This window comes from Marinobacter zhanjiangensis, from assembly GCF_014651935.1.
GTDB lineage: Bacteria > Pseudomonadota > Gammaproteobacteria > Pseudomonadales > Oleiphilaceae > Marinobacter > Marinobacter zhanjiangensis.
Window position 1 is genome coordinate 167,417 of the sequence record NZ_BMXV01000002.1, and the last position, 24,401, is coordinate 191,817.

Below are 24,401 nucleotides of genomic sequence, written 5' to 3' on the forward strand. Positions count from 1 at the left end.
ACCGGCCGGACTTGATGGTAGCATCCCCGGCTTTTACGCCTTGAAGGACGGATAATGTCAGTTGTGGTGCAGGCCCTGATACCGGTATTCGTGCTGATCGTGATGGGGCATTTGTTCCGCCGCTGGCACTTTCCTGCCGATGGCTTCTGGGTTCACGCCGAACGTTTTACCTATTACGCCCTGTTCCCGGCCATGCTGATCTACAAGCTGGGGCAGGCGCGCCTTCCTGCCTCCGCCTACGGCGAAATCCTCGTTCTGATTGCTGCCATGCTGGTGGCCATGACCGTGATACTGGTGGTTATCCAGCTGGTCTGGCGCTGGCCGGGGCCGGTTTATTCGTCGGTCTTCCAGGGGGGTATCCGCTTCAATTCCTATGTCGGGCTGGCGGCCGCCGGCATGTTGCTGGGGGATGAGGGGCTTTCCCTGATTGCGGTGGCGGTGGCGGTCAAGGTGCCACTACTGAATTTGCTTTGCATCCTGATGTTCTCGGTCACCTGCCGCCAGGGCCGCTTGCGGTTTGCGCCCGTGCTCAGGGCCATCGTGACCAACCCGCTGATTATCGGCTCGGTGGTCGGGGTAGTCTGGAGCTTCTTCCGGGTGGGCTTTCATCCGATTGTGGCCGGCATCCTGGAGCCGCTGAGTGACCTGGCTCTGCCGCTCGGCCTGATGTGTGTGGGCGCCGGTCTGGAACTGAAGGCCCTGCGCAATGCCTCGGCACCGTTCCTGGTGTCATCGGTGGCCAAGCTGGTGCTGTTCCCGGCGCTGACCCTGGGGCTGGCCCTGGCGCTGGGTATGGACGGTACCATGGTGAAGGCGGCCATCCTGCTGGCGGCGCTGCCCACCGCCACTTCTTCCTATATCCTGGCGCGGCAGCTGGGGGGCGATGCCCCCCTGATGGCGGCAATCATCAGTGGTCAGACCCTGCTGGGTATGCTGACCCTGCCGTTACTGCTGGGCCTGCTCTGGCAGGCAGTGTAGGACAGCCTCAGCCAGATTCTGCTGGAACAGCACGTATCCCCGGGGAGAGGCCTCGATGTCTCCGGCCAGCGGGTCCCAGGTGCTGATGGGAACGTCCACATCGCCCATCAGGGAGTCCCACCACTGGCGGTCAAACTGCGGTTCGGTCAGCAGGCAGGTCTGTTCGGCCCGGGCCAGCCGCCCCTGGACCTCAGCCAGATGGCGGGCGCCGGGGCTGCGTTCCGGGCTGAGGGTCAGGACGCCGGCAATGGTCAGGCCATAATGCTCGGCAAACCGCCGGAAAGCATCATGGTAGGTGAACAGGTCCAGGTCACGGGCCGGGGCCAGCTGTTGGCGGATCGTTTCTTCAGCGGCCTTCACGTTTTTATCGAAGCTGGCGAGATTCTCGTCAATGGCGTTATCGTCCACGCCCTCCAGGGTTTTCAGTTGATCGGCAATATCACGGGCCATGTCCCGGGCCAGGGTCGGGTCAAGCCAGATATGAGGATCCTCCCCCTCGCCATGGTCGTGGCCACCGTGTTGGTCCTGAGTTTTCTCTTCCTCTGGCGGGTGTTCCTCTTCGTGATCATGACCATGGTCATGGTGCTCATCACCATGATCGTCTTCCGCGTCACCGTTTGATCCCAACGCCATGGTGCGGTCGCGGAAATCCGGACCGGTCAGCAGGCGGGTGAGAAAATTTTCCATCCCCGGTCCTACCCAGAATACCTGGTCCGCCGACGCCAGCCGTTGCCGTTCGGAAGGTCGAAGCTGGTAGGTATGGGGGCTGGAGCCGCTGGGTACCAGAGTGGTGACGTCCACCTGATCATGGGCCACCGCCCGCACCAGCAACTCCAGCGGTTTCAGCGAGGTGACCACCTGGGGGCGGTCCTCGGCGGCAAGGGCCTGGGTGCTCAGGGTCAGGCTGCACGTCAGAAATAGCAGGGTTCGACCTATCTGGTGTAATGCGGGCATGGCGTCTGGATGTCCGTGTTCGTTAAATGGGAATGTTATAATATAACAAAAAAGAAAGACTGGAAAGCCGGCATGACAATAGCCGACTTTCCCTGCTTCATGGGATTTCAGTGCAGGCTCGGTATAATGGCGCCTTTCCATCCACCCACGGCGTCAGGCAGGATCCTTTAATGACTGTACGTACCCGAATTGCTCCCTCGCCCACCGGAGATCCCCACGTGGGCACGGCCTTCGTGGCCCTGTTCAACCTGTGCTTCACCCGCCAGCACGGCGGGCAGTTCATTCTGCGCATCGAGGATACCGATCAGGCCCGCAGCACGGCGGAGTCGGAGCAGGATATTCTGAATGCGCTGCGCTGGCTGGGCCTGGAGTGGGACGAGGGCCCTGATGTGGGTGGGCCCCACGGTCCCTACCGGCAGTCTGAGCGCAAGGATGCCTATGCCGGTTATGCCATGGAGCTGGTGGAGAAGGGGCATGCCTTCTATTGTTTCCGGACCCCGGAAGAACTGGATGCCATCCGCGAGGAGCGCAAGGCCAATGGCCAGAACCCGGGCATCAAGGGCGACCTGGAACTGCCGGCAGAGGAAGTCAAACGTCGCCTGGACGCCGGAGAGCCTTACGTGATCCGCATGAAAGTGCCGGACGAGGGTGTTTGCGAGATCGACGATATGCTGCGGGGTACCATCGAGATTGACTGGGCCCAGGTGGATTGCCAGATTCTGCTGAAATCCGACGGTATGCCCACCTACCATCTGGCCAACGTGGTGGACGATCACCTGATGGCTATTACCCATGTGCTTCGGGGCGAGGAGTGGATCAACTCGGCGCCCAAGCACAAGCTGCTGTACCAGTACTTCGGCTGGGACATGCCGGTGCTGTGCCACCTGCCACTGCTGCGCAACCCGGACAAGAGCAAGCTGTCCAAGCGAAAGAACCCCACATCGATCAACTTCTACGAGCGCATGGGCTTTCTGCCGGAGGCGGTCACCAACTACCTGGGCCGAATGGGCTGGTCCATGCCCGACGAGCGGGAAAAGTTCACCCTGGACGAGATGATCGAGCACTTCGACATCAACCGCGTGTCCCTGGGTGGGCCGGTGTTCGATGTGGAGAAGCTGCGCTGGCTGAATGGCCTGTGGCTGCGGGAAGACGTGTCGGACGATCAGTTCGTGGAGCGCCTGCGCCAGTGGTGGTTCAACGAGGAGGCGCTGCGGGCGCTGGTGCCTCATGTGAAGGGTCGGGCAGAGGTGTTCTCGGACGTTGTGCCAATGGCCTCTTTCATGTTCTCCGGCATGCTGGATCTGAGCCCTGAGGACTTTGCCCACAACAAGCTGGAAGAAGGGCAGGTCAAGCGGGTGCTGCAGTTTGCCTTGTGGAAGCTGGAAGCCCAGCGCCACTGGAGCAAGGAAAACATCTTTGCCGACATCAAGGGGATGGCCAGGGCCATGGACCTGAAGATGGGGGATTTCATGTTTGCCATCTTCGTGGCTATTGCCGGTACTCCCAACTCCTGGTCGGTAATGGACTCCATGGATCTGCTGGGGCCGGATATGACCCGGGCGCGTTTGCGCCATGCCCTGAATGTTCTCGGTGGATTTTCCAAGAAGGAAACCAAGCGGGTGGAGAAAGAGTACGCCGCATTGATTGCAGAATGAACGATCTGGTGGAGATTTGAACGGTCTGGACAGGGATGTTCAGAAAACTGAAAAAAATGTGGTGCAGGTGTTGACGCCCCAGGGGCGGATCCTTAGTATACGCATCCGTTGGGGGCCATAGCTCAGCTGGGAGAGCGCAACACTGGCAGTGTTGAGGTCGGCGGTTCGATCCCGCCTGGCTCCACCAATTTCTAGTCCCCTTCGTCTAGTGGCCTAGGACTCCGCCCTTTCACGGCGGCAACACCGGTTCGAACCCGGTAGGGGACGCCAATTTGGCAATACGGTCTAGTCCACCGGGTTGCCAGCACTAAAGCCGCCTTTTGGCGGTTTTTTTGTGTCTGGAATTTCCTGCTATGTGTTTGGGGCTTCCCACTTCTGCACAGGACTGCGACTTGTGGGGCGGGTGAGTCGGGTCGGTGACATCTTTCAGGACACGCCCCGTGAATCCATCCCTGGAGGGCTCGACGAGCGCCGTCCCTGGCGCTCGACGGTCCTGAAAGATGTCCCCGACCCAACTCCCTCAAACTTTCGCGATGTCGCTGACAGGTGAAGCTATCTACTTCTGTTGTTTGCTCCGAACAGAATTGGGACATCGCTTAGTATGATGGAGTTATCAGGCCGTTTTTTGGCGTTATCGCAAAGGCCTGCAAGAGCTGGGGCGGTAAGGCTTTTCCGGACCGTCGAGCGCCAGGGAAGGCGCTCGTCGAGCCCTACACGGATGTACTTGCGGGGCGTGTCCGGAAAAGCCTTACCGCCCCGGCTCAATCCCCCGAATCTCGCAGTCTGGGAGTGAAAAAAACCTTCAACTCAGCGAATAGCAATGGCCCCCTTGCCAACGCCCTCAAAGGCCTTCACCCGAACCTCATCGGCCGGATGTTCCTTCTTGATTTCGTCGGCCAGGAAGGCGGCAATCAGTTCCACCGTGGTGTCGGTATCCAGTAACCAGACCCGCTGACGGGGCAGGTCCAGGCGGAATTCCCCCTGTTCGGCATCGTAATGGAAGCTGACATAGTCGGTGCCATCAGAGTCGGACCAGCTCTGGCCCAGGTCTTCACGGGTGCCGATGTAAATGTCCTGCCATTGCTGCGCCCAGTGTTTCTCCAGCGCCGTGCTCCGGCGGCCATTGATATCGATGCGGATGGGGGAGCGGTGACCGTGGGCAATACGCTGGCAATTGCCCAGATGCTTTTTCAGACCGTGGACATAATGGTAGTAGGCGCCCTCGATCAGCTCCTCGCGAAGGGTGACCTCCACATCCGTCACATTGGCCGGCAGCACCGCCTTGAGTTCCTGCTCCAGCAGACGGGCCACGGCGGAAGGCACCACCTGATGGTGGTCAAGGAAGACCACTGATTGTTCGGGGCCCTGGTGGCGGATATGGCTGCCGTCATCCAGTTGCCAGGTCAGACAGCCAGGGCTGTCTTCGCGCTGCAGGCAAGCGGCTTCGCCGGGCACCACCAGGCGGTGGTCCACGCGCTCATCGATCACACGCTTGATGGTGCGTTTTACATTGCCGAAGTCGAACACCATGCCCTGTTCATCCAGCTCGCCTCCCAGCACGATATCGGCGATCCAGCTTTCCCCGACCAGGCCGCGCTGGTGGTCCAGGTAAGCAAAATCAATGACGGTAAGGTTGTCGATAAACAGGTGATTCATGGATTCATCCGGCAGGAAGACTGCGACCGTGGGCTGAGAACAGGTCGCATTCTATCAAATTCACCGCGTCAGGGTGAATCAGGTCGGTGAAGTGACGTTCAGAAGAGCGCGGGTCGACCGTCAGACCGGCAGCAGACCCTGCATCCAGGCAACACTGGTAACTGCTACCGCCAGACTGATAGCCAGCACCCCGACGTAGGTATTGCGTGAGGACTTGCGGCGACGGCTGGCGGTCAGGTCGTGCAGGTGGCGCGCCACCTGTTCCGCCTGCTGGTGTGAGGTGTCGGCGGCCTGCTGCAGGGTGTCGGCCTGGAGTGATTTCCAGAACTCCTGATCTTGCTCCCGTTGCCGGTCGAGCTGTTCCTGCAGGTGGGTGTTGTGGTCGCCGATCATCCTGTCCATGGTTTTCAGGAGGTCCTTGCGAAGCTTGTCCCGGGATTTGTCGAGGGCGTTCTCCAGTAATACGTTGACTTCCCGGGTCACCGTCCTGGCAATGGCTTTCTGCTGGACATCGAGCAGTGCTTCCAGGGCCGCCAGTTTTTCGTTGACCAGTGCCGTGTGCTGGTCGTTATGCTCTTCCATGCCCTGGCGCAGGTAGCCGACCTGGTCATCAAACAGCTGCGTCAGGCGCTCATGGAGCTGCTCGCTGATCTGTGCCTTGACCTCGGCCCGGGCGGCCATGGCGACCTGATCGGCATTCAGCAGCGGAATGTCAGGGTCATTGGCCGGGGGCACCTGGCTTTCCTCACTGACGGTGACCGGTTCCGCCTCGGGCATGGCCCGCAGTTTTTCCAGCACACGGGCGACCCCATCCCGCGCCGGTGGTTTCGGGAGGATCTCGTCGACACCCATTTTGCGGGCGGCTTCCTCGAACTCGGCGGATTTGCCGGAGGTACACATGACAATGGGGATGTGGGCGGTGGCCGGGTTGTTACGAATGGCCCGGGCGGCTTCGACACCATTCATGCCCGGCATCAGGTGGTCGATAAAGATGACATCGGGCCGCTGCGAGTTGCTCAGCAGGTCCAGCGCCTCCTCGGCGGAGCCGGCGGTGCTGACTTCCATGTGGCTGCCTTTCAGGAGCTTGCTCAGGGTGAAGCGGGCGACTTTCGAGTCGTCTACGAGCAATGCGTTCTTGATGTCCATCGAGGCGTTCTCCCGGGTTGAGCGCCGGGCCCGACGTATGCGGCAGTGATCGGCCAGTTGCCGTGATACCCGGGGCCCAGAATACGCGTATACTGCTTGACGCAGGGCTGACCACTGAATCGGGTTCACGGGTTGCCCTGTACCCGGTCAGTTTACCCCGGTATGGATACAAAAGGTTACAAAACGGTGAGTGGAATCTTGCCGATTGCCACCTGGGTCACATTTCGTCCGGTGGTACCAGCCCCTGGCTTTGTGACCATGCCCGCATGTGGATATCAGCTTCCTTCTGGAAGGGGGACTGGAACGGGTTGATCAGTACGTCAAACAGGAAGAAGAACAGCCCCACGGAAAGCCACCCGGACACCAGCATGCTGATGGTGCGAGCCTGAACCTCCGGGTTGGACATGACAAAGGCCTCCAGGTGAGGCAGCAGCGACTGCACCATGACCACCGGGTTGAATTCGGCCAGCAACAGGGGGATCCAGAACGCCAGTACCACCGGAAAAAAACCGAATGACCAGGCGCCCCGCAGCAGCAGGTAAGCCAGCAATTTGCGGATATACCGTTGCCTCAGCCCCGGGCTGCGCCGGACCCGGGCCAGGTATCGGCGACGTTCGTTGTGGTAGTCGGTGGAATCGGGCACCCGCGGCCGCTCACCGGGCTGGCGGGGTGTTCCCTTGCCGGAAACGGTCCGTGCTTTTGCGGATCCCGGCCCGGACGCTTGGGCAGCCTGCGCGCGTGATGCCGGCCCCGACTGCGGGTAAGTGCCCGCTCCGGCTCCGGGGGCGAAGCCGGTGAGCTGACTCGATGTTTCCGACATGGTCTCGGTTTCCTCAATCTGGGACATCGCCGGGCGGGGCTTTTCAATCACTCCTCCCACCTCCATCATAGGGGAAAACTCAGGGCGGTGATTCGCGACCGGTCACATCCGGAGCGACAAGTGAGCCTTCTCCGCCGAATCGAGGATACCGTGATAATCTACATAAAACTATTCGACAGACGGGACAACCACTGAATGACAGTCACCAACGAGTCCAGCACACATCCTGCCTTTGACAAGGTTCGCAGCCACCCCATCGCGGCCCTGAACCTGACCATTGAAGAGTATGTTCACCGCAAGACCGGCGCCCGGCATCTGCACATGGCAGCGGACAATGACGAGAACGTCTTTTTTGTCGCCTTGCGGACCTTCCCCATGGACTCCACCGGTGTTGCCCATATCCTGGAGCATACCGCCCTGTGTGGTAGCGAGCGCTACCCGGTGCGCGACCCGTTTTTCATGATGATCCGCCGGTCGCTGAATACCTTCATGAATGCCTTCACCAGCAGCGACTGGACGGCGTATCCGTTTGCCAGCAAGAACCGCAAGGACTTTGACAATCTGCTGTCGGTCTATCTGGATTCGGTGTTTTTCTCCACGCTGGACCCGCTGGATTTTGCCCAGGAAGGTCATCGCCTGGAATTCGAGAAGCCGGATGATCCTTCCAGCCCCCTGGTCTATCGGGGCGTGGTGTACAACGAAATGAAAGGCGCCATGAGCGCGCCCACGTCGCAGCTGTGGCAGAACCTGTCCAGTCACCTGTTCCCGAATACCACCTATCATTACAACAGTGGTGGCGACCCGGACCAGATTGTCGATCTCAGCTACCACGACCTGGTGGCCTTCTATAAACATCACTATCACCCCAGCAACGCCATTTTCTGCACCTATGGCGATATCCCGGCCCGGGAGCATCATGAACGGTTCGAGGGGCTGGCCCTGTCCCGTTTCGATGCCCTGGAGGTGGATCTGCCGGTGCGGGACGAAAAGCGTCTGTTCTCGCCCCTGCGAGTAGAGCAGGGCTATGCCGTCAGCGCCGGTGAACCCACCGAGCGCAAGACCCATATGGTGATGGGATGGTTGCTGGGGCACAGTTTTGATCTGCAGCAGAACCTGGAAGCCCAGCTGGTGGCCAGTGTGCTGCTGGAGAACAGTGCCTCGCCGCTGATGCATGCCCTGGAAACCACGGATATTGCCGCAGCGCCGTCGCCCATGTGCGGTCTGGAGGACTCCAACCGCGAGATGACCTTTGTCTGTGGCATCGAGGGCACCGAACCGGAGCGCCGTGACGATCTTGAGGCCCTCATCGAGGGTGTGCTGGACAAGGTAGTGGACGAGGGCGTTCCACAGGATCGGCTGGAAGCCATACTGCACCAGCTGGAACTGCACCAGCGGGAAATTGCCGGCGACAGTTTCCCCTACGGCCTGCAACTGATCATGACCGCGATTTCACCCATGGTTCATGGCGGCGACCCGGTGGAGTTGCTCGACCTGGAGCCGGTGCTGGATACCATGCGGGAAAGAATCCATGACCCGCAGTATGTGCCCGGCCTGATTCGCCGCCTGCTGATTGATAATCCGCATCGGGTGACCCTGACCCTGCGTCCCGACGATCAGTTGGAAAACCGTCGCCAGGAAGCCGTTCGCGAAGCTCTGGCCAGGCGCAAGGCGCAGATGGGGGACGAAGAGCAGCAGCAGATCGTGGAACGGGCTCAGGCGCTGGAAGAGCGACAGCACCGCAAGGACGATGACACCATTCTGCCCAAGGTGGATCTGACTGATGTGCCGCTGAAGACCCATGCCCCGGAAGGGCACAGTCTGGAAGCCTTCCCCGCAACGCTGTATGCCCAGGGCACCAACGGTCTGGTTTACGAGCAGGCCATCTTCCAGCTGCCATCCCTGTCGCAGGAGGAGTTACTCCTGCTGCCACTGTACACCACCATCCTCACGGAAGTGGGCTGCGGCGATCTGGATTACCTGCAAATGCAGCACCGCCTGTCCGCCTGCAGCGGTGGTATCGGTGCCAGTGTGTCGGCCCGGGGCGCGGTGGATGACGTACAGACGCTGAATGGCTATATGATCCTCAGTGGCAAGGCCCTGGCCAGGAACCGCAAGGCCCTGTCGGAGCTGTTGCGGGATGTGTTTGATAACGCTCGTTTTGACGAAACCGGCCGCATCCGTGAGCTGGTGGCGCAGATTCGCGCCCGTCGCGAGCAGGCTGTGACCGGCAGTGGCCATGGCCTGGCCATGAGTGCCGCCTCCCAGGGGCACAGCCCGGGGGCCTGGTTGTCGTTCCGCCTCGGTGGGCTGGCCGGCATCCAGGGCACCAAGGAGCTGGACGATACGCTGGACGATCAGGCCGCGCTGAACAAACTGTGCCAGGACCTGGCGAACCTGCATCAGCGCTTCCGTCAACAGCAGCGTCAGTTCTTGCTGGTAGCCGAAGAGGAGCATCTGGAGGCCATGGCAGAAGGCGTTCGCGACCTGTGGCCGGAAGCGCCAGAGACTGATGGCGACCAGTGGCAGATTGACCCGGTCAGCTATGACACCCGCCAGGGCTGGCTCACCTCAACCCAGGTCAACTTCTGTGCCCGCGCCTATCCGACGGTGGCTCCGGATCATCCCGATGCAGCGGCACTGACCGTACTCGGCGGATTCCTGCGCAACGGCTTCCTGCACCGGGCCATTCGTGAGAAGGGTGGCGCCTACGGTGGTGGTGCCGGTCAGGACAACGTCAACGGCACCTTCCGCTTTTTCTCCTACCGGGACCCGCGCCTGGCCGAGACCCTGGATGACTTCGACGCCGCCCTGACCTGGCTGCAGCAGACGGATCATGACTTGCAGGGGCTGGAAGAGGCCGTGCTGGGTGTGATCAGCCAGATGGACAAGCCGCGTTCGCCGGCAGGGGAAGCGCGCCATGCTTTCCACAGCCGTCTGTTCGGGCGCACTCCCGAGCAACTGGAGCGCTTCCGCAAGCAGGTTCTCGCGGTTACCGTGGATGACCTGAAGCGGGTGGCTGGGGACTGGCTGCGTCCGGAAAAGGCCAGTACCGCCGTGATCACCAGCCACGATAACCGGGATATCGTCACCGGCCTGGGGCTGGACATTCGCGAGCTGTGATACAGACAACCGCCCCGGGGCGCATGGCGTTACCGGGGCGGGGTATCACCCTTAGCGAAGTCGCTTGAGGCCCGTGGTCACCATAATGCGGGTGGAGATTTCTTCCACCGAGTAGGCGGTGGTGTTCAGGTAGGGAATGCGCTCACGCCGGTACATGGTCTCGATTTCCTCGATCTCGTGCATGCACTGCTTGATGGAGGAATAACGGGAATTCGGACGACGCTCGTTGCGGATCACCGCCAATCGCTCCGGCTCGATGGTCAGACCGAAGATCTTGTCCCGGTGGGGGCGCAATACCTCGGGCAATTGCTGGTCGTCCAGGTCGTCCTCGGTAATCGGATAGTTGGCCGCCTTGACGCCGTATTGCAGGGCGAGGTACAGGCAGGTGGGTGTCTTCCCGGAGCGGGATGCCCCCACCAGGATCAGGTCGGCCTCATCGTAATGACGTGTGCGGGCGCCGTCGTCATTGTCCAGGGCGAAGTTGACTGCGTGAATCCGCTTCTCGTAGGTGCTTTCGTTACCGATGGAATGCGACTTACCTACTGTATACGACGACGAGGCTTGCAGCTCCTGCTCCAGCGGATTCAGGAAGGTGCCGAAGATATCCACCATGAACCCGTTCGCCTTGCTGACAATCTCACGAATATCGGTGTTCACGATGGTGTCGAATACCAGCGGACGCATGCCATCAACCTGGGCGGCCTCGTTGATTTGCTCAACCACGGCCTCTGCGGTCTCGTGGTTGTCGATATAGGGAACAGTGACCCGCTCGAATTCGATTTTCTCGAACTGGGCAAGCAGGCTGTTGCCCATAGCTTCGGCCGTCAGGCCCGTGCCGTCGGAGATAAAGAAGACAGTGCGTTTCATGAGCAGAGGTTCCCTAGGTAATCTTCACAAGTTACAGTATCATACACGCGAAATTCGTGAGTCAGGAGCAACCTTATCATTCCCCGGGCCCTGCCGTGCAGCCTTTTCCGACAGGACAGGCCGCGGGTTGTCAGGGGGAGGGCGCTGCTCTGTTCATTGCTGTTTGCTCGATTGAACCAAGGGAGACGCGCTTTGGAAGATTACATTATCTGGTTTGAGAGCCTGGGGATGGCAGATGTTGAGCGAGTTGGGGGCAAGAACGCCTCACTCGGTGAAATGATCAGCAATCTGGCCAACGCCGGAGTGTCCGTACCAGGTGGATTTGCGACCACGGCCCATGCCTACCGGGAATTCCTGGCCAAGGACGGGTTGCGTGAGCGCATCGACGAAGCGCTGGATGCCCTTGATATCAATGACGTGAACGAGCTGGCCCGGGTGGGTGCGAATATCCGCCAATGGGTCCTGGAGCAGCCGTTCCCCGCCGATCTCGAAAAGCACCTGGAGCAATCCTTTATCAAGCTCCAGGCCGGCAACAGGAATCTCGCCGTGGCGGTCCGCTCCTCGGCCACTGCGGAGGATCTGCCGGATGCCTCCTTTGCCGGCCAGCAGGAAACCTTCCTCAATGTGGTGGGTTTCGAGCAGGTCAAGAAATCGGTCAAGGAGGTGTTTGCCTCCCTCTTCAACGATCGCGCCATTTCCTACCGTGTACATCATGGCTTTGACCACAAGTTGGTGGCCCTGTCCGCCGGCATCCAGAAAATGGTACGCAGCGAGACAGCAGCCAGCGGCGTGATGTTCACCCTGGATACCGAGTCCGGGTTCCGGGATGTGGTCTTTGTGACCGCGTCTTACGGCCTCGGTGAAACCGTTGTCCAGGGTGCCGTCAATCCGGATGAATTCTACGTCCACAAGCCCACGGTCGAGGCCGGTCGTCCGGCGGTGCTGCGCCGTAACCTGGGCAGCAAGGCCATCAAGATGGTGTACTCGGCGGACAAGAATGCCGAGCAGTTCGTGGACACGGTCAAGGTGGAGCAGGATGATCGCAACCGCTTCTGCATCACCGACGAGGAAGTGACAGAGCTGGCCAAGCAGGCCATGATCATCGAGAAGCACTATGACCGGCCCATGGATATCGAATGGGCGAAGGATGGCGATGACGGCCTTATCTACATCGTCCAGGCCCGTCCGGAAACGGTGAAAAGTCGGGCGGCGGCCAATGTCATGGAGCGCTATCTGCTGAACGAGCAGGGCAAGGTGATTGTCGAGGGCCGCAGCATCGGCCACAAGATCGGCAGTGGTGCGGTCCGTGTGGTGGACAGCATCAAGGATATGGACAAGGTCCAGGCGGGCGACGTGCTGGTGACCGATATGACCGACCCGGACTGGGAGCCGGTCATGAAGCGGGCGTCTGCCATCGTCACCGACCGTGGTGGCCGCACCTGTCACGCGGCCATTATCGCCCGTGAGCTGGGTATTCCCGCGGTGGTTGGTTGTGGCGACGCTACCGACGTTCTCAAGGATGGTCAGGAAGTGACCGTATCCTGTGCCGAGGGCGATACCGGCCTGATCTACGAGGGCAGCCTGGATTTCGAGCTACGGGAAAACACCGTTGAATCCATGCCGGACATCCCGTTCAAGATCATGATGAACGTGGGTAACCCGGACCGGGCGTTCGACTTCCAGGCCCTGCCCAACGAGGGCGTTGGACTGGCTCGCCTGGAGTTCATCATCAACCGTATGATCGGCGTACACCCGAAGGCTTTGTTGAACTACGACAGCCTGCCCCGGGATATCCGTCAGACCGTCGAGAAACGCTTCTCGGGTTATGCTTCACCGGTGGATTTCTACATCGACAAGCTGGTGGAGGGCATCTCCACCCTGGCCGCGGCGTTCCACCCCAAGAAGGTGATCGTGCGCCTGTCGGACTTCAAGTCCAACGAATACGCCAACCTGATCGGCGGCACTCTTTACGAGCCCGACGAGGAAAACCCCATGCTGGGCTTCCGGGGTGCCTCCCGGTACATCTCCGATACCTTCCGCGACTGTTTCGAGCTGGAGTGCCGTGCCCTGCGCAAGGTGCGCGACGAAATGGGCTTTACCAATGTGGAAGTCATGGTTCCCTTCGTGCGCACCGTGGGTGAGGCCAGCCAGGTGGTGGACCTGCTGGCGGAAAACGGCCTCAAGCGGGGGGAGAACGGTCTGCGGGTGATCATGATGTGTGAACTGCCTGCCAACGCGTTGCTGGCGGACCAGTTCCTGGAGCATTTCGATGGTTTCTCCATCGGCTCCAACGACCTGACCCAGCTGACCCTGGGGCTGGACCGTGATTCCGGCATCATTGCCCATCTGTTTGACGAGCGCAACGAGGCGGTAAAGGCCCTGCTTTCCAATGCCATCCAGGCCTGCAAGCGCGCCGACAAGTACATCGGCATTTGCGGCCAGGGGCCATCGGATCACCCGGATCTCGCCAAGTGGCTGATGGATGAAGGTATTGATACCGTTTCGCTGAACCCGGATTCGGTGCTGGATACCTGGTTCTTCCTGGCGGACGAAAAACTCGACTGATCCTGACCGGTTATAAGGAGACTGACAACGTGGACATCGTAACCCCCGATATCTGTGACGACTATCCTGAAGTGCAGGTAGTCGAACCCGGCTTTCAGAACTTCGGTGGCGTCGACGCCTTCGGTGGCGAAGTGGTCACCGTGAAGTGCTTCGAGGACAATTCCGTGGTCAAGGAGCAGGTAGGAAAGCCCGGCAATGGCTGTGTGATGGTCGTTGACGGCGGGGGCTCGAAGCGGGCGGCCCTGCTTGGTGACATGCTGGCGGAAAAGGCGGCGGACAACGGCTGGGCCGGCCTGATTATCTATGGCTGCATTCGTGATGTGGATGTGATCCGCAAGACCGAGCTGGGGGTTCAGGCACTGGGCACTCATCCCCGCAAGACCGACAAGAAGGGCATTGGGGACCTGAACGTGCCGGTCACCTTCGGTGGCGTGACCTTCAAGCCAGGACAGTACGTGTACTCCGATAACAACGGTATTGTTGTATCGGAGAAAAAGCTGGGCTGAGAAGCGCTCCCGGCGTAACGAAAAAGGCCCCGCCGGTTTCCGTCGGGGCCTTCTGGTCAATGCCTGACCTTTTCTATGGCCACCCCGAGCAGGTGGCCGTCACCCTCGGGCCGGGCGCGCAGCACCCGTACCTCGGTCTCGAACGGTGGGAACTGGTCACTGGTCGAGGGAAGCAGTGTGTGCAGGGTGGCCCCTTCCGGGATGTAGCCACTCACATACAATTGCATTCCGGTGCCGCTGAGGTCGCGGCAGATCCCACTGAACGAACGGCCCTCACCGTCGGTTATCTGGATTTCAGAGTTCACCTGCATGCGGTGAAAATCGCGCTTTTCCGAGTATTCCCTCATGGTCATCGACATGACTACCCCTTCCTGATCTGGTTTGGGAGGTTCCTGACTCTCCGGAAGCCCCTGTAAGTCCTTTTAGCGGTTATGTGCCGATCGGTCAAAGAACCTGACGTCATAACAGGCGTATAAAACCATAGATTTGGTATATGGGGAGTGAACCACTCCCCATATCTGGTGTTTCAGCGGGACCTGAATGACATGACTATTCAATGGGCAGGTGAAAAGGCCTGACAGGTATCAGGCCCAGGTATCGTTCTTCCGGGTAGGCTTGAGCCAGGGCAGGACCACGGCTATGAACATGCCCAGAATCAGAAGGCCTGCACCGAGCAGCATGAAGTCGGATTCCTTTTTGGCTTCCAGTCGCTCAACCTCGGCGGTCAGCACTTCCACTTGATTCCTGAGCTTCTGATTGGATTCCTGAAGCTCCTTGTTGCGACGGTTCAGGCTGAGGGCGTTGGCGGAGACAGACCTGATCTCTTCCAGCTCCTGGCTCAGCGTCGCCACCCTTTGCTCCAGCTCCTCCTCCCGGGAAGAGAGCTGATTCCGCTGGTCGGACACCTCGCTCATCCTTGCCTGAAGCTCCTCTAGTTGTGCCTTGGTCTGTTCCAGTTCCTGGTTGGCCGACTCCAGGCGATCCCGGGCGATGGGCTGATTGGTCAGGTAACGGGTAGGAATCCAGCCCTCGATACCCTGGCTGGTGCGCACCCGGCTGTAGCCGGATTCCTCACTCTGCTCCAGCAGAGTAACGGCTGTGCCACTTCGCAACCCGCTGTGCAGGATGCGGAACTGGGTGCCCTCGCCGCTCCTGACCGGGGCATACAGCGTGTCATCAATATAAACGGTCCTGGCCTGAGCGACTCCGGTGACCATCAGCACGGTCAGCAGCAGAATCAGGGGGCGTAGTCGGGCGAATGCGCGGAAAGTTACAGCTCGGGCGATCACAGCATGAATCCTGGCAGTTGAAACCGGGTTAAAGAAATGTTCTGACTGGCCGGCAATTCTGTCACATCGTCCCCCCTGATCAAGTAGCCGCCTATTACAAAACGCTCATGAACGGCATGGTCCGAATCGATTCGCAAATCAGGGCAGTACCGCCTTGAAGGGTTTGACGGTGACCCGCTGATACACACCCGCCTCCACGTACGGGTCGGCGTCGGCCCACCGGCGGGCTTCGTCCAGTGACGCGAACTCGGCGATGACCAGGCTGCCGGTAAAGCCGGCCTCGCCCGGTTCCGCGGTATCCAGCGCCGGATGGGGCCCGGCCACCAGCAGTTGCCCCTGATCCCGCAGGGCTTCCAGGCGTGCAATGTGTGCCGACCGCGCCTGTTTTCTCAGGGGCAGGCTGTTGTCGACATCCTCACTGATGATGGCGTAATACATGAAAGGTCCCCCTTGGTGAACATGATAGACTGTGGGATCGATTTCAGATGTTCAGGAAAGCCCGTGACTATACCCCAGCATGTCAGCCATTGCATTGATCTTCATTGCCACAGTACGGCGTCGGACGGCGCCCTCAGTCCTGCCGCGCTGATAGCGCGCGCGGCGGAAAAGGGGGTGACGCATCTGGCGCTGACCGACCACGACACCCTCGACGGAATTGCCGAGGCCCGTGATGCGGCGCAAAAGGCAAACATCTGCCTGATCAATGGTATCGAACTTTCCTGCGTATGGCGCAAACATACCATTCATATCGTTGGCCTGGATATGGATCTGAATGACGAGGCTTTCAGGGCCCGTGTAGCGGCTCAGCAGACCAACCGCTGGAAGCGGGCCAGCCGGATCGCGGAAAAGCTGCTGCGGCACGTCAATGGCTGTGACGAGGGCGTACTGGCCCGGGCTACCTCAATGGCTGGTGGCGATGTGCCGGGCCGTCCCCACTTTGCCCGGGTGCTGGTGGAAGACGGGCTGGTCAGAGATTCCGCCCAGGCTTTCAAAAAGTACCTTGGCAGCGGCAAACCGGGGGACGTCAAGGCGTTCTGGCCTGAACTGGCAGAGGTGGTGCAGTGGATCACCGACGCCGGCGGTATTGCGGTGGTGGCCCACCCCCGCAAGTACAAGTTGACGGCGACGAGGTTGAGAGCGCTGGTTGCCGATTTCATGGCCGCGGGCGGGGAGGGCATCGAGGTCATCACGTCCGGGCAGTCCAGCGGTGACCTGGGGTTTCTGACCGAGCTGTGCCGTCGTGAGTCCCTGCTGGCATCCCGGGGCAGTGATTTTCATTTCCCGGGCGCGAGCTGGTGTGAGCTGGGCCGGATTCCCGGCCTGCCAGAGGGGTTGACGCCGGTGTGGGAGCAGTTTCAGAACGTGCCGGCCTGAGCTGGCCGGCTACGGCAGGTAACAGGCCCCGGACTCAATCCGGGGCGTGGAATTGCAGGTACAGATCGGTAAGGGCGTCCGGAATGGCATCCGCCATTTGCTGGGCAAGTTTTTCGTCTTCCCGGGCCTTGCGGAAGTCCTCGTCGTCGAACAGGCCTGACAGGGTCAGCATGGGCACCATCAGTTCGGCGGTGTCCGCTTCGTCCTTCTCCAGCCATGTATCCTCGTACTCCAGGAAGGTGTCGACAAACCCGGCGCACCAGTTTTCCAGCGCGTTCATGGGGTCGCCATCCTCCGGTTCCGGCAGTTCCAGCGACTGCCCCATATCCAGGGAATGCGCGAGTCCCTGCGCCAGTTGCCGGGTCAGCCGGGTGAATACGTCCGGAATATCAGTGGGTGCCACTGATTCCTGACCCGTAGCAAGCCGGAAAATCTCGGCGGTATCAAGCGACTTCGGACCCACCACGCTGGCGCAGACCACCCCATGAAGGCCAAAGAAATCCAGTGACTCCTCACCCCAGGGCTCTGCGAAGAGTATGTCTTCCAGCGCTTCGATTTCGTCGTTATTCAGCATTCAATGCTCCAGGGAATGGTGGGATATCACGGATACCTTAGAAGGGTATCCGTGAATTTTTCAACGTTTACTGGCCAGAGCTGTCGGATCCGTCACTGTCGTTGGAGGAATCCGTGTTCCCTGTGGTCTCGGCCTTGCGGGCCGCCTCCGCCGCACGCTGGCGCTTGCGCACTTCACGTGGGTCGTTGTAGGCACGCCCCGGCGTGACCGGCACTTCCGGCTCCGGGCCGGCAGGTTCTTCGGCCGTCGCGTTGTCATCGCCCTGTGGGGCGGTAGCTTCCGGCTTCGGTTGGCTGTCCGGTTGCTGATCCGCGCCGGCGCTGCTGGTGGCCGCAGGCTGCTGTGGCTCTTCCCGGGCGGCGGTGCTTGTCGACGATGGCTGATCAGGGCCCTTGTCGCCCGACACGTCGGCGGCACCGGCATTGTCAGCCTGGGCCGGTTCAGCCGGTTCCGATTGGCCGGACGGCCTGCTGGCGCCCTTGTCGCTATCATCGGCCCCTGTCGGGGTGTCAGCCTCGGCAGCGGTGGCCCCGGGTTGCGCCGGCTCCGGTGCCTGGTCGGCAGCCGGTTTGCCGGGCTCTTGGCCGGATGCCGGCTTGTTGGCCAGCTCCCTGTCGGCTGATGTGGTCTCGGCGGTGGCCGGCGTTTCCTGGTCTGTCGCGGCAGCCGTGTCCACTGCGGCAGGCGCTTCGGAGCGCTCGGGTTCCCGGGCCTTGTCGCCGGACTCTGGCTGGTCACTGGCGCCCTCTGGCGTGGAAGCCGCTGGTGACGCCTGCGCGGGACTTTTCGCACTTTCAGCGCTGCCTGTCCCCGGCTCGTCCTTGCCGGCGGTTGCCATCTGCTGCGTGCGGGTGTCCTTCGGCTCGGCGGCACTGGCGTCTGTCTGTACGGAGTCGCCGGCTTTCTGGCTGCGGTTATCGGCAGACGCTGGTTTGTCCGTGGACTTCACCGAGGCAGCTGCCACCTTGCCGGTTTCCCGCTCAGCAGGCTCGCCCTGATGCTTTTCAGTGCGTTCAGCCTTGCGGCTGGCCGGCGTGCTGGCCGGAGTTTCCGCCGGCGACCCATCGCGATTCCGGTTGCGACGGTTGCGCCTGGGCTTGTCGCTCTTTTCGGACTTTTCCGGGCCTTTGTCCGGTCCTTTTTCAGTGCTCTTGTCCGGACCTTTGGCAGGCGCTTTATCGGGACCTTTATCCGGTCCCTTGTCGGGAGCCTTGTCCGGGCCTTTCTCCTGGCCACTGTCCTTGTCGGATCCGGGCTGGCCCTGGCGGCCCTGGGGTTTCTTGCCCTGGGTGTCATCCTTGCCCTTGCCACCTTTCGGGCCCTGGCCCTGACCGCCGCGACGATTGTCGGGCTTGCCGCCTTTCTGGGCGTTATCCTTGTTCTGATTGTCCTTGTTGCCCGGCTGGTCCTGGCGGTTGTCGCCAGACCGGCGGTTGCGGTTGCGATTACGGTTGCGATTGTTACGTCCGGCGCCGCCGCGATTGTCGTCGTCCCGCTTCTGGGGCTCCTGGCCGCGACGCTCAGCGCCCTGGCGGCTGCTGTCATCACCGCTGCTGCGGTCATCCCGGGCAACCCGGGACTTGCGACGGTCCTGGCGGACCTGCTGGTTGCGATGACCACCGGTGTCCTGTGGGCGGCTCGGTTGCTGATCGGCGTCTTCCGCACCGAAGAAGTTGGCGAGCTTGCGGGAGAGCTTGCGGAACACGCCTTCCTCTGCCGTCGCGGCTTCCTGGGTTTTCTCGGGTTCGGCGCTTGCCGCGGGCCTGGGCGCAGGTGCCGCCGGACGAATGGATTTTACCGCCGCTTCCTCGCGGGGAGGCGCCTCACGGGTAGCGTTGGCATCAACCTGTTCTTCCTCGAGGGCACTGTATTCCTCGGCAACCTCGTAGCTGGAGGCCTTTTCTCCGGTTTCGTCGTCACGCATGCGGAGAATTTCAAAGTGGGGTGTTTCCATGTGCGTGGCGGGGACCACCAGGATCTCCACCTGTTGCCTGGCTTCGATGTCGGCCAGCTGCTTGCGCTTCTCGTTAAGCAGGAAGGTCGCTACGGATACCGGCACCACCGCGCGAACCTGGCCGGTCTTGTCCTTGGAGGCTTCCTCGAAAATCAGGCGCATGATGCTCAGGGCGAGGGACTCGATGCCGCGGATGGTGCCCTGGCCGCTACAGCGGGGGCAGACTTCGCTGCGGGTCTCGCCCAGGGAGGGGCGCAGCCGCTGGCGGGACATTTCCAGAAGACCGAAGCGGGAAATCTTGCCTACCTGGACCCGGGCGCGGTCGATCTCGAGGGCCTGGCGTACACGTTGTTCCACGTCCCGCTGGTTACGCGCCGGCGTCATGTCAATGAAGTCGATGACGATCAGGCCGCCCATGTCCCGCAGCCGGAGCTGGCGGGCAATTTCTTCCGCCGCTTCCAGGTTGGTCTGCAGCGCGGTTTCCTCGATATCCTGGCCCTTGGTGGCGCGGGACGAGTTGATGTCGATGGATACCAGCGCTTCGGTAGGATCGATCACGATGGAGCCACCGGAGGGGAGTTTTACCTCACGCTGGAAGGCGGTCTCGATCTGGGCCTCGATCTGGTAGCGGCTGAACAGTGGAATCTCGTCTTCGTAGAGCTTGATCTTGTTCTCGAAGCTGGGCATGACCTGACGCACGAAGCCGAGCACGTTCTCGTAGACATCGGGAGCGTCGATCAGTACTTCGCCGATATCCTGGCGCAGGTAATCCCGCACGGCGCGGATAATAACGTTGCTTTCCTGGTGCAGCAGGCGCGGCGCCTTCTGCTCCTTGGCGGCACCGGTAATGGCGTCCCAGGTGGCGATCAGGTAGTTGAGGTCCCACTGGAGTTCCTCGGCGGTGCGGCCAATACCGGCCGTACGCACGATGATACCCATGGATTTGGGCACTTCCACCTCGTTCAGGGCGTCCTTCAGCTGGGCCCGCTCATCACCCTCGATACGGCGGGAAATGCCGCCGGCACGGGGATTATTGGGCATCAGCACCAGATAGCGACCCGCCAGGGAGATAAAGGTAGTCAGGGCAGCGCCCTTGTTGCCGCGCTCTTCTTTATCTACCTGAACGATGATTTCCTGACCTTCGGAGACCACTTCCTTGATGTTGATCTTGCCTTCGATCTGGCCGGGGGGCTTGCGGAAGTAGTCCTTGGAGATTTCCTTCAGGGGCAGAAAGCCGTGGCGCTCGGCGCCGAAGTCGACGAAAGCGGCTTCAAGGCTGGGCTCCACACGGGTGATGCGGCCCTTGTAAATGTTGGCTTTTTTCTGCTCGCGGGTGGAGGATTCGATATCGAGGTCGAACAGGCGCTGGCCATCGACCAGCGCGACGCGCAACTCTTCGGGGTGAGTTGCATTAATGAGCATTCTTTTCATGGAAAAGACGATTCCTGTCAATTAGTTAGACAGGAAACCGCGGGTAGTCGCGAAGCGCAACTGCGTACTGCCGGGCGAATCCCGGCCACCAGAAAGGTCACGCGGATACGGCTGGCCGTATCCCTGACTTGGGTCCGCTGCATACGCCTGCCGTGCCATCTGGCAGGGAAAGGGCGTATGGAGTCAGTTTCTGTTGACGCATGCTACGTATCTTTCGGTTCACGCTGGTGCCTGGGTCTCACGTCGTATTGGTCAGCTGGACGGCCCGGCCCTGCGTGCTGATGTAAATCTTCGCGTTCCCCGCAGGGTTTCCTGCGCGGTTACTGTCATACCCGGTATGAACCCACAATCTCCTCGGGCACCTTACTCATTGGTGCCGGGGTGGGTGGCCGGCCGATTTCCGGCTGGCGCTCCGGGCCTGGTGTTACCAAGTCGCCTGACCGGCTGATCTGTTGGCCGATCGGGGTGCGGGTGTGTTTCTGGCCGTTCACCTTGCGGTGACCAGGCCGGCACCCGGATTTCTATGCCTGCTTCTGCCGTGTTGGTTGCCCAGATGACTACCCGGTTGTCAGGGTATCGGGCATTCAAACTCCCGGTCAGTCTCTGTATACTTCAACCGCTCCGGCGGTCGGCGTTATTGGCCGGGCCGTAGACAAACGGAAAAGCATGCCGGAATATAGCAGCAAAGCCCCGTATCATCAATCCCGCACCCTTCAGGAATCCGTCCCCGTCATGGCATCTCCCCCGCGCAGTCAGAATATGACGCCCCGGCGCCGCTCCGGATCTGCCGGTCAGCCACAGAAAGAACACAAAGAGACGCGGGGGCTGCCAACCGGGGTGCAGTGGATTACCGTTGATCCGGATATGGCGGGCCAGCGGCTGGACAACTTCCTGATGGCCCGCCTGAGGGGTATCCCCAGGAGCAAGATCTACCGCATCGTGCGCAAGGGGGAGGTTCGGGTCAACAAGGGCCGGGTAAAGCCTGATACCCGTCTGCAGGCCGGGGACCAGGTGCGGATCCCGCCGGTCGTCAAACCCGAGAAGCCCACCAGCTCGATTCCGGGTGATCGCGTTCAGGCGGTCATGGAAAACGCCGTAATGTTCGAGAATGACGAGCTGCTGGTGGTGAACAAGCCCTCCGGCATTGCTGTCCACGGCGGCAGTGGTCTCAGTTTCGGGTTGATCGAGGTGTTGCGGGCCGCGCGTCCGGAGGCCCGCTTTCTGGAGCTGGTGCACCGCCTGGACCGGGATACCTCGGGGCTGGTGATGGTGGCGAAAAAGCGCTCCACGCTGAGGTTTCTGCAGGATGAGCTGCGCCGGCGTGAGGTTCACAAGCATTATCATGCCCTGGTAAGCGGGCACTGGTCTGCCGGGGTGAGTGAGGTTTCCGAGCCTCTGCTGCGCTATGAAATGACCAACGGCGAGCGTCGGGTGCGTGTCGATACTGACGGCAAGCCCTCGCTGACCCGCTATCGGGTGCTGGACACCTGGCCGGGCTACAGTCTGGTAGAGGCGTCCCCGGTCACCGGTCGTACCCACCAGATCCGTGTGCATTGTGCCTTTGCCGGTCATCCAATCGCTGGTGATGACAAATATATGGATGCAGCCAGTCAGCGAGCTTTTCGTCGTCTGGGTGGTAACCGGCTCATGCTGCATGCCCGTTCACTGGAATTCCGCCTGCCAGGTGGTGAGCAGTGGCTGCGGCTGGAAGCACCCTATGACGAGGCGTTCACGCAGGTTCTCGCGGCACTGACCCGTTAAAGCAGTAACCCTGGGAGATAAACTATGGCCCACAAGGTGGTGATTTTCGACTGGGACGGCACCCTGGTCGATTCCATTGAACATATTGCCGGAAGCTTGCATCAGGCAGCCGTTGAGTTGGGGTTCCCGGCCCGCGAGCGGGAAGCCTACCGGGATATTATCGGACTTGGCATGGTCGAGGCGCTGGAGGCGCTTTATCCGGGAATTTCGAAGGAAGAAATGCGGGCCATACGGGAAGGCTACGCCCGTTATTTCTTCGCCCGCAAGACGACCCCGCAGAACGTCTTCGATGGCATGGCCGACCTGGTTGCGGATCTCCGGCTGGCCAGCCGTCAGGTGGCCGTGGCTACCGGCAAGAGTCGGCGCGGGCTGGATTCCGCCCTGGTGTCCAGTGGTCTGGGTCCGCATTTTGATATTACCCGCTGTGCCGACGAAACCCGTTCCAAGCCGGATCCGAAAATGCTGGTTGAGATCCTGGAGCATTTCGGAATTGAGCCCGGTGACGCAGTGATGATCGGCGATACCCGATACGATCTGGACATGGCCCGGCGTATCAATATGCCGGCCATTGGTGTGGAGTGGGGCGTTCACAAGCGCGATGAGCTGGGTAAATATGATCCGATGTTCGTGGCGAGTAATGTTCGCGAACTGCGTGAAGCCCTGGGGCTGATCTGAATTCAGGCGCCGGGAACGCCGGTTGTCCGTGTCAATACAAAGAGGTAACGCATGTCAGAATGGAATTCATCCGGTGGCTGGAAAGATGAGCCGGTCCGGAGCGCACCACGGTCCGGGTCCGGGGTAACGGATTCGCAGGCCCTGGAAAAGCTGGTGGGGTCCATGACCGCCGAGCAGCGAAAGAGCCGGCGGTGGGGGATCTTTTTCAAGCTTCTCACCTTCCTTTATCTGTTCGCGTTGCTTTTCATGTTCCGCGCGCCATTGACCGGTGGTCTGACGACCGCTTCGGTGGAAGCTCATACCGCGGTGGTGGAGGTTAACGGCGCCATTGCTTCCGACACCCATGCCAGCGCTGACAACCTGGTGGGTGCCTTGCGCCGGGCTTTTGAAGCCGAGAATGCCAGGGCGGTGGTTTTGCGCATCAACAGCCCCGGGGGCAGCCCCGTCCAGGCCGGTTATGTGTACGACGAAATCGTTCGCCTGCGGGATGAGAATCCGGACAAAAAGGTCTACGCGGTAATCAGTGATATCGGCGCCTCCGGTGCCTATTACATTGCCGCGGCGGCGGACGAAATCTATGCCAACCGTGCCAGTCTGGTGGGTTCCATCGGCGTGGTGTCTGGAGGTTTTGGTTTTACCGGGCTTATGGACAAGGTGGGTGTTGAGCGCCGGCTGTATACCGCCGGCGACAACAAGGCCTTCCTGGATCCGTTTTCCGAGGAGGAGCCCGCCGAGGTGGCCTTCTGGCAGGATGTGCTGGAAAACACCCATAACCAGTTCATTGAATACGTCCGCAAGGGTCGTGGTGATCGGCTGAATGACGACGAACGGCTGTTCAGTGGTCTGATCTGGACCGGAGAGCAGGCCCTGGGGCTTGGTCTGGTGGATGGCCTGGGCAGCACTTCCTGGGTGGCCCGGGAGCTGGTGGGCGAAGAGGACCTGGTGGATTACACCGTGCAGCCGTCGCCCTTCAAGCAGTTTACCGACGCACTGGGCGTTTCCATTGTCAGCGCCCTGCATACCGAGATGGTGGGTTCCCGTTACAACCTCCGGTAACCGGATCGACGGCACGGGGC

At 60.8% G+C, this 24,401-nt stretch carries 19 protein-coding genes and 2 tRNA genes; 11 read left to right on the top strand and 10 right to left on the bottom strand.

Annotation, left to right across the window (positions count from 1 at the left end):
* Positions 1-54: 54 nt before the first annotated feature.
* Positions 55-978: an AEC family transporter gene (locus IE079_RS04250; protein WP_189573379.1), complete on the top strand. Its 924-nt coding sequence runs from the start codon at positions 55-57 to the stop codon at positions 976-978.
* On the opposite strand, the gene IE079_RS04255 is transcribed toward IE079_RS04250, so the two are convergent.
* Positions 946-1,932, bottom strand: coding sequence for a zinc ABC transporter substrate-binding protein (locus IE079_RS04255; RefSeq protein ID WP_189573380.1), 987 nt, complete (start codon positions 1,930-1,932; stop codon positions 946-948). The two genes, IE079_RS04250 and IE079_RS04255, sit on opposite strands and share 33 nt — an antisense overlap.
* Positions 1,933-2,102: 170 nt before the next feature.
* Here IE079_RS04255 and gltX point away from each other — a divergent pair, with 170 nt between their 5' ends.
* The 3 genes from gltX (at position 2,103) to IE079_RS04270 (ending at position 3,857) form a co-directional block, all read left to right on the top strand.
* Complete coding sequence (gene gltX, locus IE079_RS04260) at positions 2,103-3,587, top strand: glutamate--tRNA ligase (RefSeq protein WP_189573381.1); 1,485 nt, start codon at positions 2,103-2,105, stop codon at positions 3,585-3,587.
* 111 nt (positions 3,588-3,698) lie between these two features.
* Positions 3,699-3,774: transfer RNA gene (locus IE079_RS04265), tRNA-Ala, on the top strand.
* 7 nt (positions 3,775-3,781) lie between these two features.
* Positions 3,782-3,857 (top strand) — tRNA-Glu (locus IE079_RS04270).
* A gap of 537 nt (positions 3,858-4,394) precedes the next feature.
* Here the strand turns inward: IE079_RS04270 and IE079_RS04275 are convergent.
* The 3 genes from IE079_RS04275 to IE079_RS04285 all read right to left on the bottom strand — a co-directional run bounded on the left by IE079_RS04275 (position 4,395) and on the right by IE079_RS04285 (position 7,260).
* Entirely contained in the window at positions 4,395-5,243 is an 849-nt protein-coding gene (locus IE079_RS04275; protein WP_189573382.1) for a 6-pyruvoyl trahydropterin synthase family protein, read from the bottom strand.
* A gap of 120 nt (positions 5,244-5,363) precedes the next feature.
* Positions 5,364-6,389, bottom strand: a complete 1,026-nt coding sequence (locus IE079_RS04280) for a response regulator (RefSeq protein WP_189573383.1) — start codon at positions 6,387-6,389, stop codon at positions 5,364-5,366.
* 217 nt (positions 6,390-6,606) lie between these two features.
* Positions 6,607-7,260 (bottom strand): hypothetical protein, encoded by a 654-nt coding sequence (locus IE079_RS04285; protein WP_227712313.1) that lies wholly within the window; start codon positions 7,258-7,260, stop codon positions 6,607-6,609.
* A 144-nt stretch (positions 7,261-7,404) separates the two neighbouring features.
* Here IE079_RS04285 and IE079_RS04290 point away from each other — a divergent pair, with 144 nt between their 5' ends.
* Positions 7,405-10,329: an insulinase family protein gene (locus IE079_RS04290; protein WP_189573384.1), complete on the top strand. Its 2,925-nt coding sequence runs from the start codon at positions 7,405-7,407 to the stop codon at positions 10,327-10,329.
* 51 nt (positions 10,330-10,380) lie between these two features.
* Here IE079_RS04290 and ppsR read toward each other — a convergent pair whose 3' ends face one another.
* Positions 10,381-11,196, bottom strand: a complete 816-nt coding sequence (gene ppsR, locus IE079_RS04295; protein WP_189573385.1) for a posphoenolpyruvate synthetase regulatory kinase/phosphorylase PpsR — start codon at positions 11,194-11,196, stop codon at positions 10,381-10,383.
* 192 nt (positions 11,197-11,388) lie between these two features.
* Between ppsR and ppsA the strand changes: the two genes are divergently transcribed.
* Positions 11,389-13,761: a phosphoenolpyruvate synthase gene (ppsA, locus tag IE079_RS04300; protein WP_189573387.1), complete on the top strand. Its 2,373-nt coding sequence runs from the start codon at positions 11,389-11,391 to the stop codon at positions 13,759-13,761.
* A 29-nt stretch (positions 13,762-13,790) separates the two neighbouring features.
* A complete protein-coding gene (gene rraA, locus IE079_RS04305; protein ID WP_189573390.1) occupies positions 13,791-14,267 on the top strand; it encodes a ribonuclease E activity regulator RraA in 477 nt (158 codons plus the stop codon).
* A 56-nt stretch (positions 14,268-14,323) separates the two neighbouring features.
* Here rraA and IE079_RS04310 read toward each other — a convergent pair whose 3' ends face one another.
* The 3 genes from IE079_RS04310 to IE079_RS04320 all read right to left on the bottom strand — a co-directional run bounded on the left by IE079_RS04310 (position 14,324) and on the right by IE079_RS04320 (position 15,994).
* Positions 14,324-14,626 (bottom strand): PilZ domain-containing protein, encoded by a 303-nt coding sequence (locus tag IE079_RS04310; RefSeq protein WP_227712314.1) that lies wholly within the window; start codon positions 14,624-14,626, stop codon positions 14,324-14,326.
* 225 nt (positions 14,627-14,851) lie between these two features.
* Positions 14,852-15,556, bottom strand: coding sequence for a TIGR04211 family SH3 domain-containing protein (locus IE079_RS04315; RefSeq protein ID WP_227712315.1), 705 nt, complete (start codon positions 15,554-15,556; stop codon positions 14,852-14,854).
* A gap of 138 nt (positions 15,557-15,694) precedes the next feature.
* On the bottom strand, positions 15,695-15,994 hold the full coding sequence (locus IE079_RS04320; protein WP_189573391.1) for a YciI family protein: 300 nt from the start codon (positions 15,992-15,994) through the stop codon (positions 15,695-15,697).
* Between the two features lie 63 nt (positions 15,995-16,057).
* Here IE079_RS04320 and IE079_RS04325 point away from each other — a divergent pair, with 63 nt between their 5' ends.
* Entirely contained in the window at positions 16,058-16,930 is an 873-nt protein-coding gene (locus IE079_RS04325) for a PHP domain-containing protein (protein ID WP_227712316.1), read from the top strand.
* Between the two features lie 34 nt (positions 16,931-16,964).
* Here IE079_RS04325 and IE079_RS04330 read toward each other — a convergent pair whose 3' ends face one another.
* The gene (locus tag IE079_RS04330; protein WP_189573395.1) at positions 16,965-17,504 is read right to left on the bottom strand and encodes a YecA/YgfB family protein; all 540 of its coding nucleotides are present in this window, start codon (positions 17,502-17,504) and stop codon (positions 16,965-16,967) included.
* A gap of 67 nt (positions 17,505-17,571) precedes the next feature.
* Entirely contained in the window at positions 17,572-20,889 is a 3,318-nt protein-coding gene (gene rne / locus IE079_RS04335; RefSeq protein ID WP_189573397.1) for a ribonuclease E, read from the bottom strand.
* A gap of 732 nt (positions 20,890-21,621) precedes the next feature.
* On the opposite strand from rne, the gene rluC reads away from it, so the two are divergent.
* The 3 genes from rluC to IE079_RS04350 are packed head-to-tail and all read left to right on the top strand — an operon-like array spanning position 21,622 to position 24,381.
* Positions 21,622-22,650, top strand: coding sequence for a 23S rRNA pseudouridine(955/2504/2580) synthase RluC (gene rluC / locus IE079_RS04340; RefSeq protein ID WP_227712317.1), 1,029 nt, complete (start codon positions 21,622-21,624; stop codon positions 22,648-22,650).
* 24 nt (positions 22,651-22,674) lie between these two features.
* Positions 22,675-23,325, top strand: a complete 651-nt coding sequence (locus IE079_RS04345; protein WP_189573399.1) for an HAD-IA family hydrolase — start codon at positions 22,675-22,677, stop codon at positions 23,323-23,325.
* A gap of 51 nt (positions 23,326-23,376) precedes the next feature.
* A complete protein-coding gene (locus IE079_RS04350) occupies positions 23,377-24,381 on the top strand; it encodes a S49 family peptidase (protein ID WP_189573401.1) in 1,005 nt (334 codons plus the stop codon).
* The last annotated feature ends 20 nt before the right edge of the window (positions 24,382-24,401 follow it).

Bases quoted from the DNA above. Each gene is read 5' to 3' on its own strand.
- IE079_RS04250 (WP_189573379.1), top strand. From the start codon at position 55: ATGTCAGTTGTGGTGCAGGCCCTGATACCGGTATTCGTGCTGATCGTG.
- IE079_RS04255 (WP_189573380.1), bottom strand. From the start codon at position 1,932: ATGCCCGCATTACACCAGATAGGTCGAACCCTGCTATTTCTGACGTGC.
- gltX (WP_189573381.1), top strand. From the start codon at position 2,103: ATGACTGTACGTACCCGAATTGCTCCCTCGCCCACCGGAGATCCCCAC.
- IE079_RS04275 (WP_189573382.1), bottom strand. From the start codon at position 5,243: ATGAATCACCTGTTTATCGACAACCTTACCGTCATTGATTTTGCTTAC.
- IE079_RS04280 (WP_189573383.1), bottom strand. From the start codon at position 6,389: ATGGACATCAAGAACGCATTGCTCGTAGACGACTCGAAAGTCGCCCGC.
- IE079_RS04290 (WP_189573384.1), top strand. From the start codon at position 7,405: ATGACAGTCACCAACGAGTCCAGCACACATCCTGCCTTTGACAAGGTT.
- ppsR (WP_189573385.1), bottom strand. From the start codon at position 11,196: ATGAAACGCACTGTCTTCTTTATCTCCGACGGCACGGGCCTGACGGCC.
- IE079_RS04310 (WP_227712314.1), bottom strand. From the start codon at position 14,626: ATGTCGATGACCATGAGGGAATACTCGGAAAAGCGCGATTTTCACCGC.
- IE079_RS04320 (WP_189573391.1), bottom strand. From the start codon at position 15,994: ATGTATTACGCCATCATCAGTGAGGATGTCGACAACAGCCTGCCCCTG.
- IE079_RS04330 (WP_189573395.1), bottom strand. From the start codon at position 17,504: ATGCTGAATAACGACGAAATCGAAGCGCTGGAAGACATACTCTTCGCA.
- rne (WP_189573397.1), bottom strand. From the start codon at position 20,889: ATGAAAAGAATGCTCATTAATGCAACTCACCCCGAAGAGTTGCGCGTC.
- rluC (WP_227712317.1), top strand. From the start codon at position 21,622: ATGGCATCTCCCCCGCGCAGTCAGAATATGACGCCCCGGCGCCGCTCC.
- IE079_RS04345 (WP_189573399.1), top strand. From the start codon at position 22,675: ATGGCCCACAAGGTGGTGATTTTCGACTGGGACGGCACCCTGGTCGAT.
- IE079_RS04350 (WP_189573401.1), top strand. From the start codon at position 23,377: ATGTCAGAATGGAATTCATCCGGTGGCTGGAAAGATGAGCCGGTCCGG.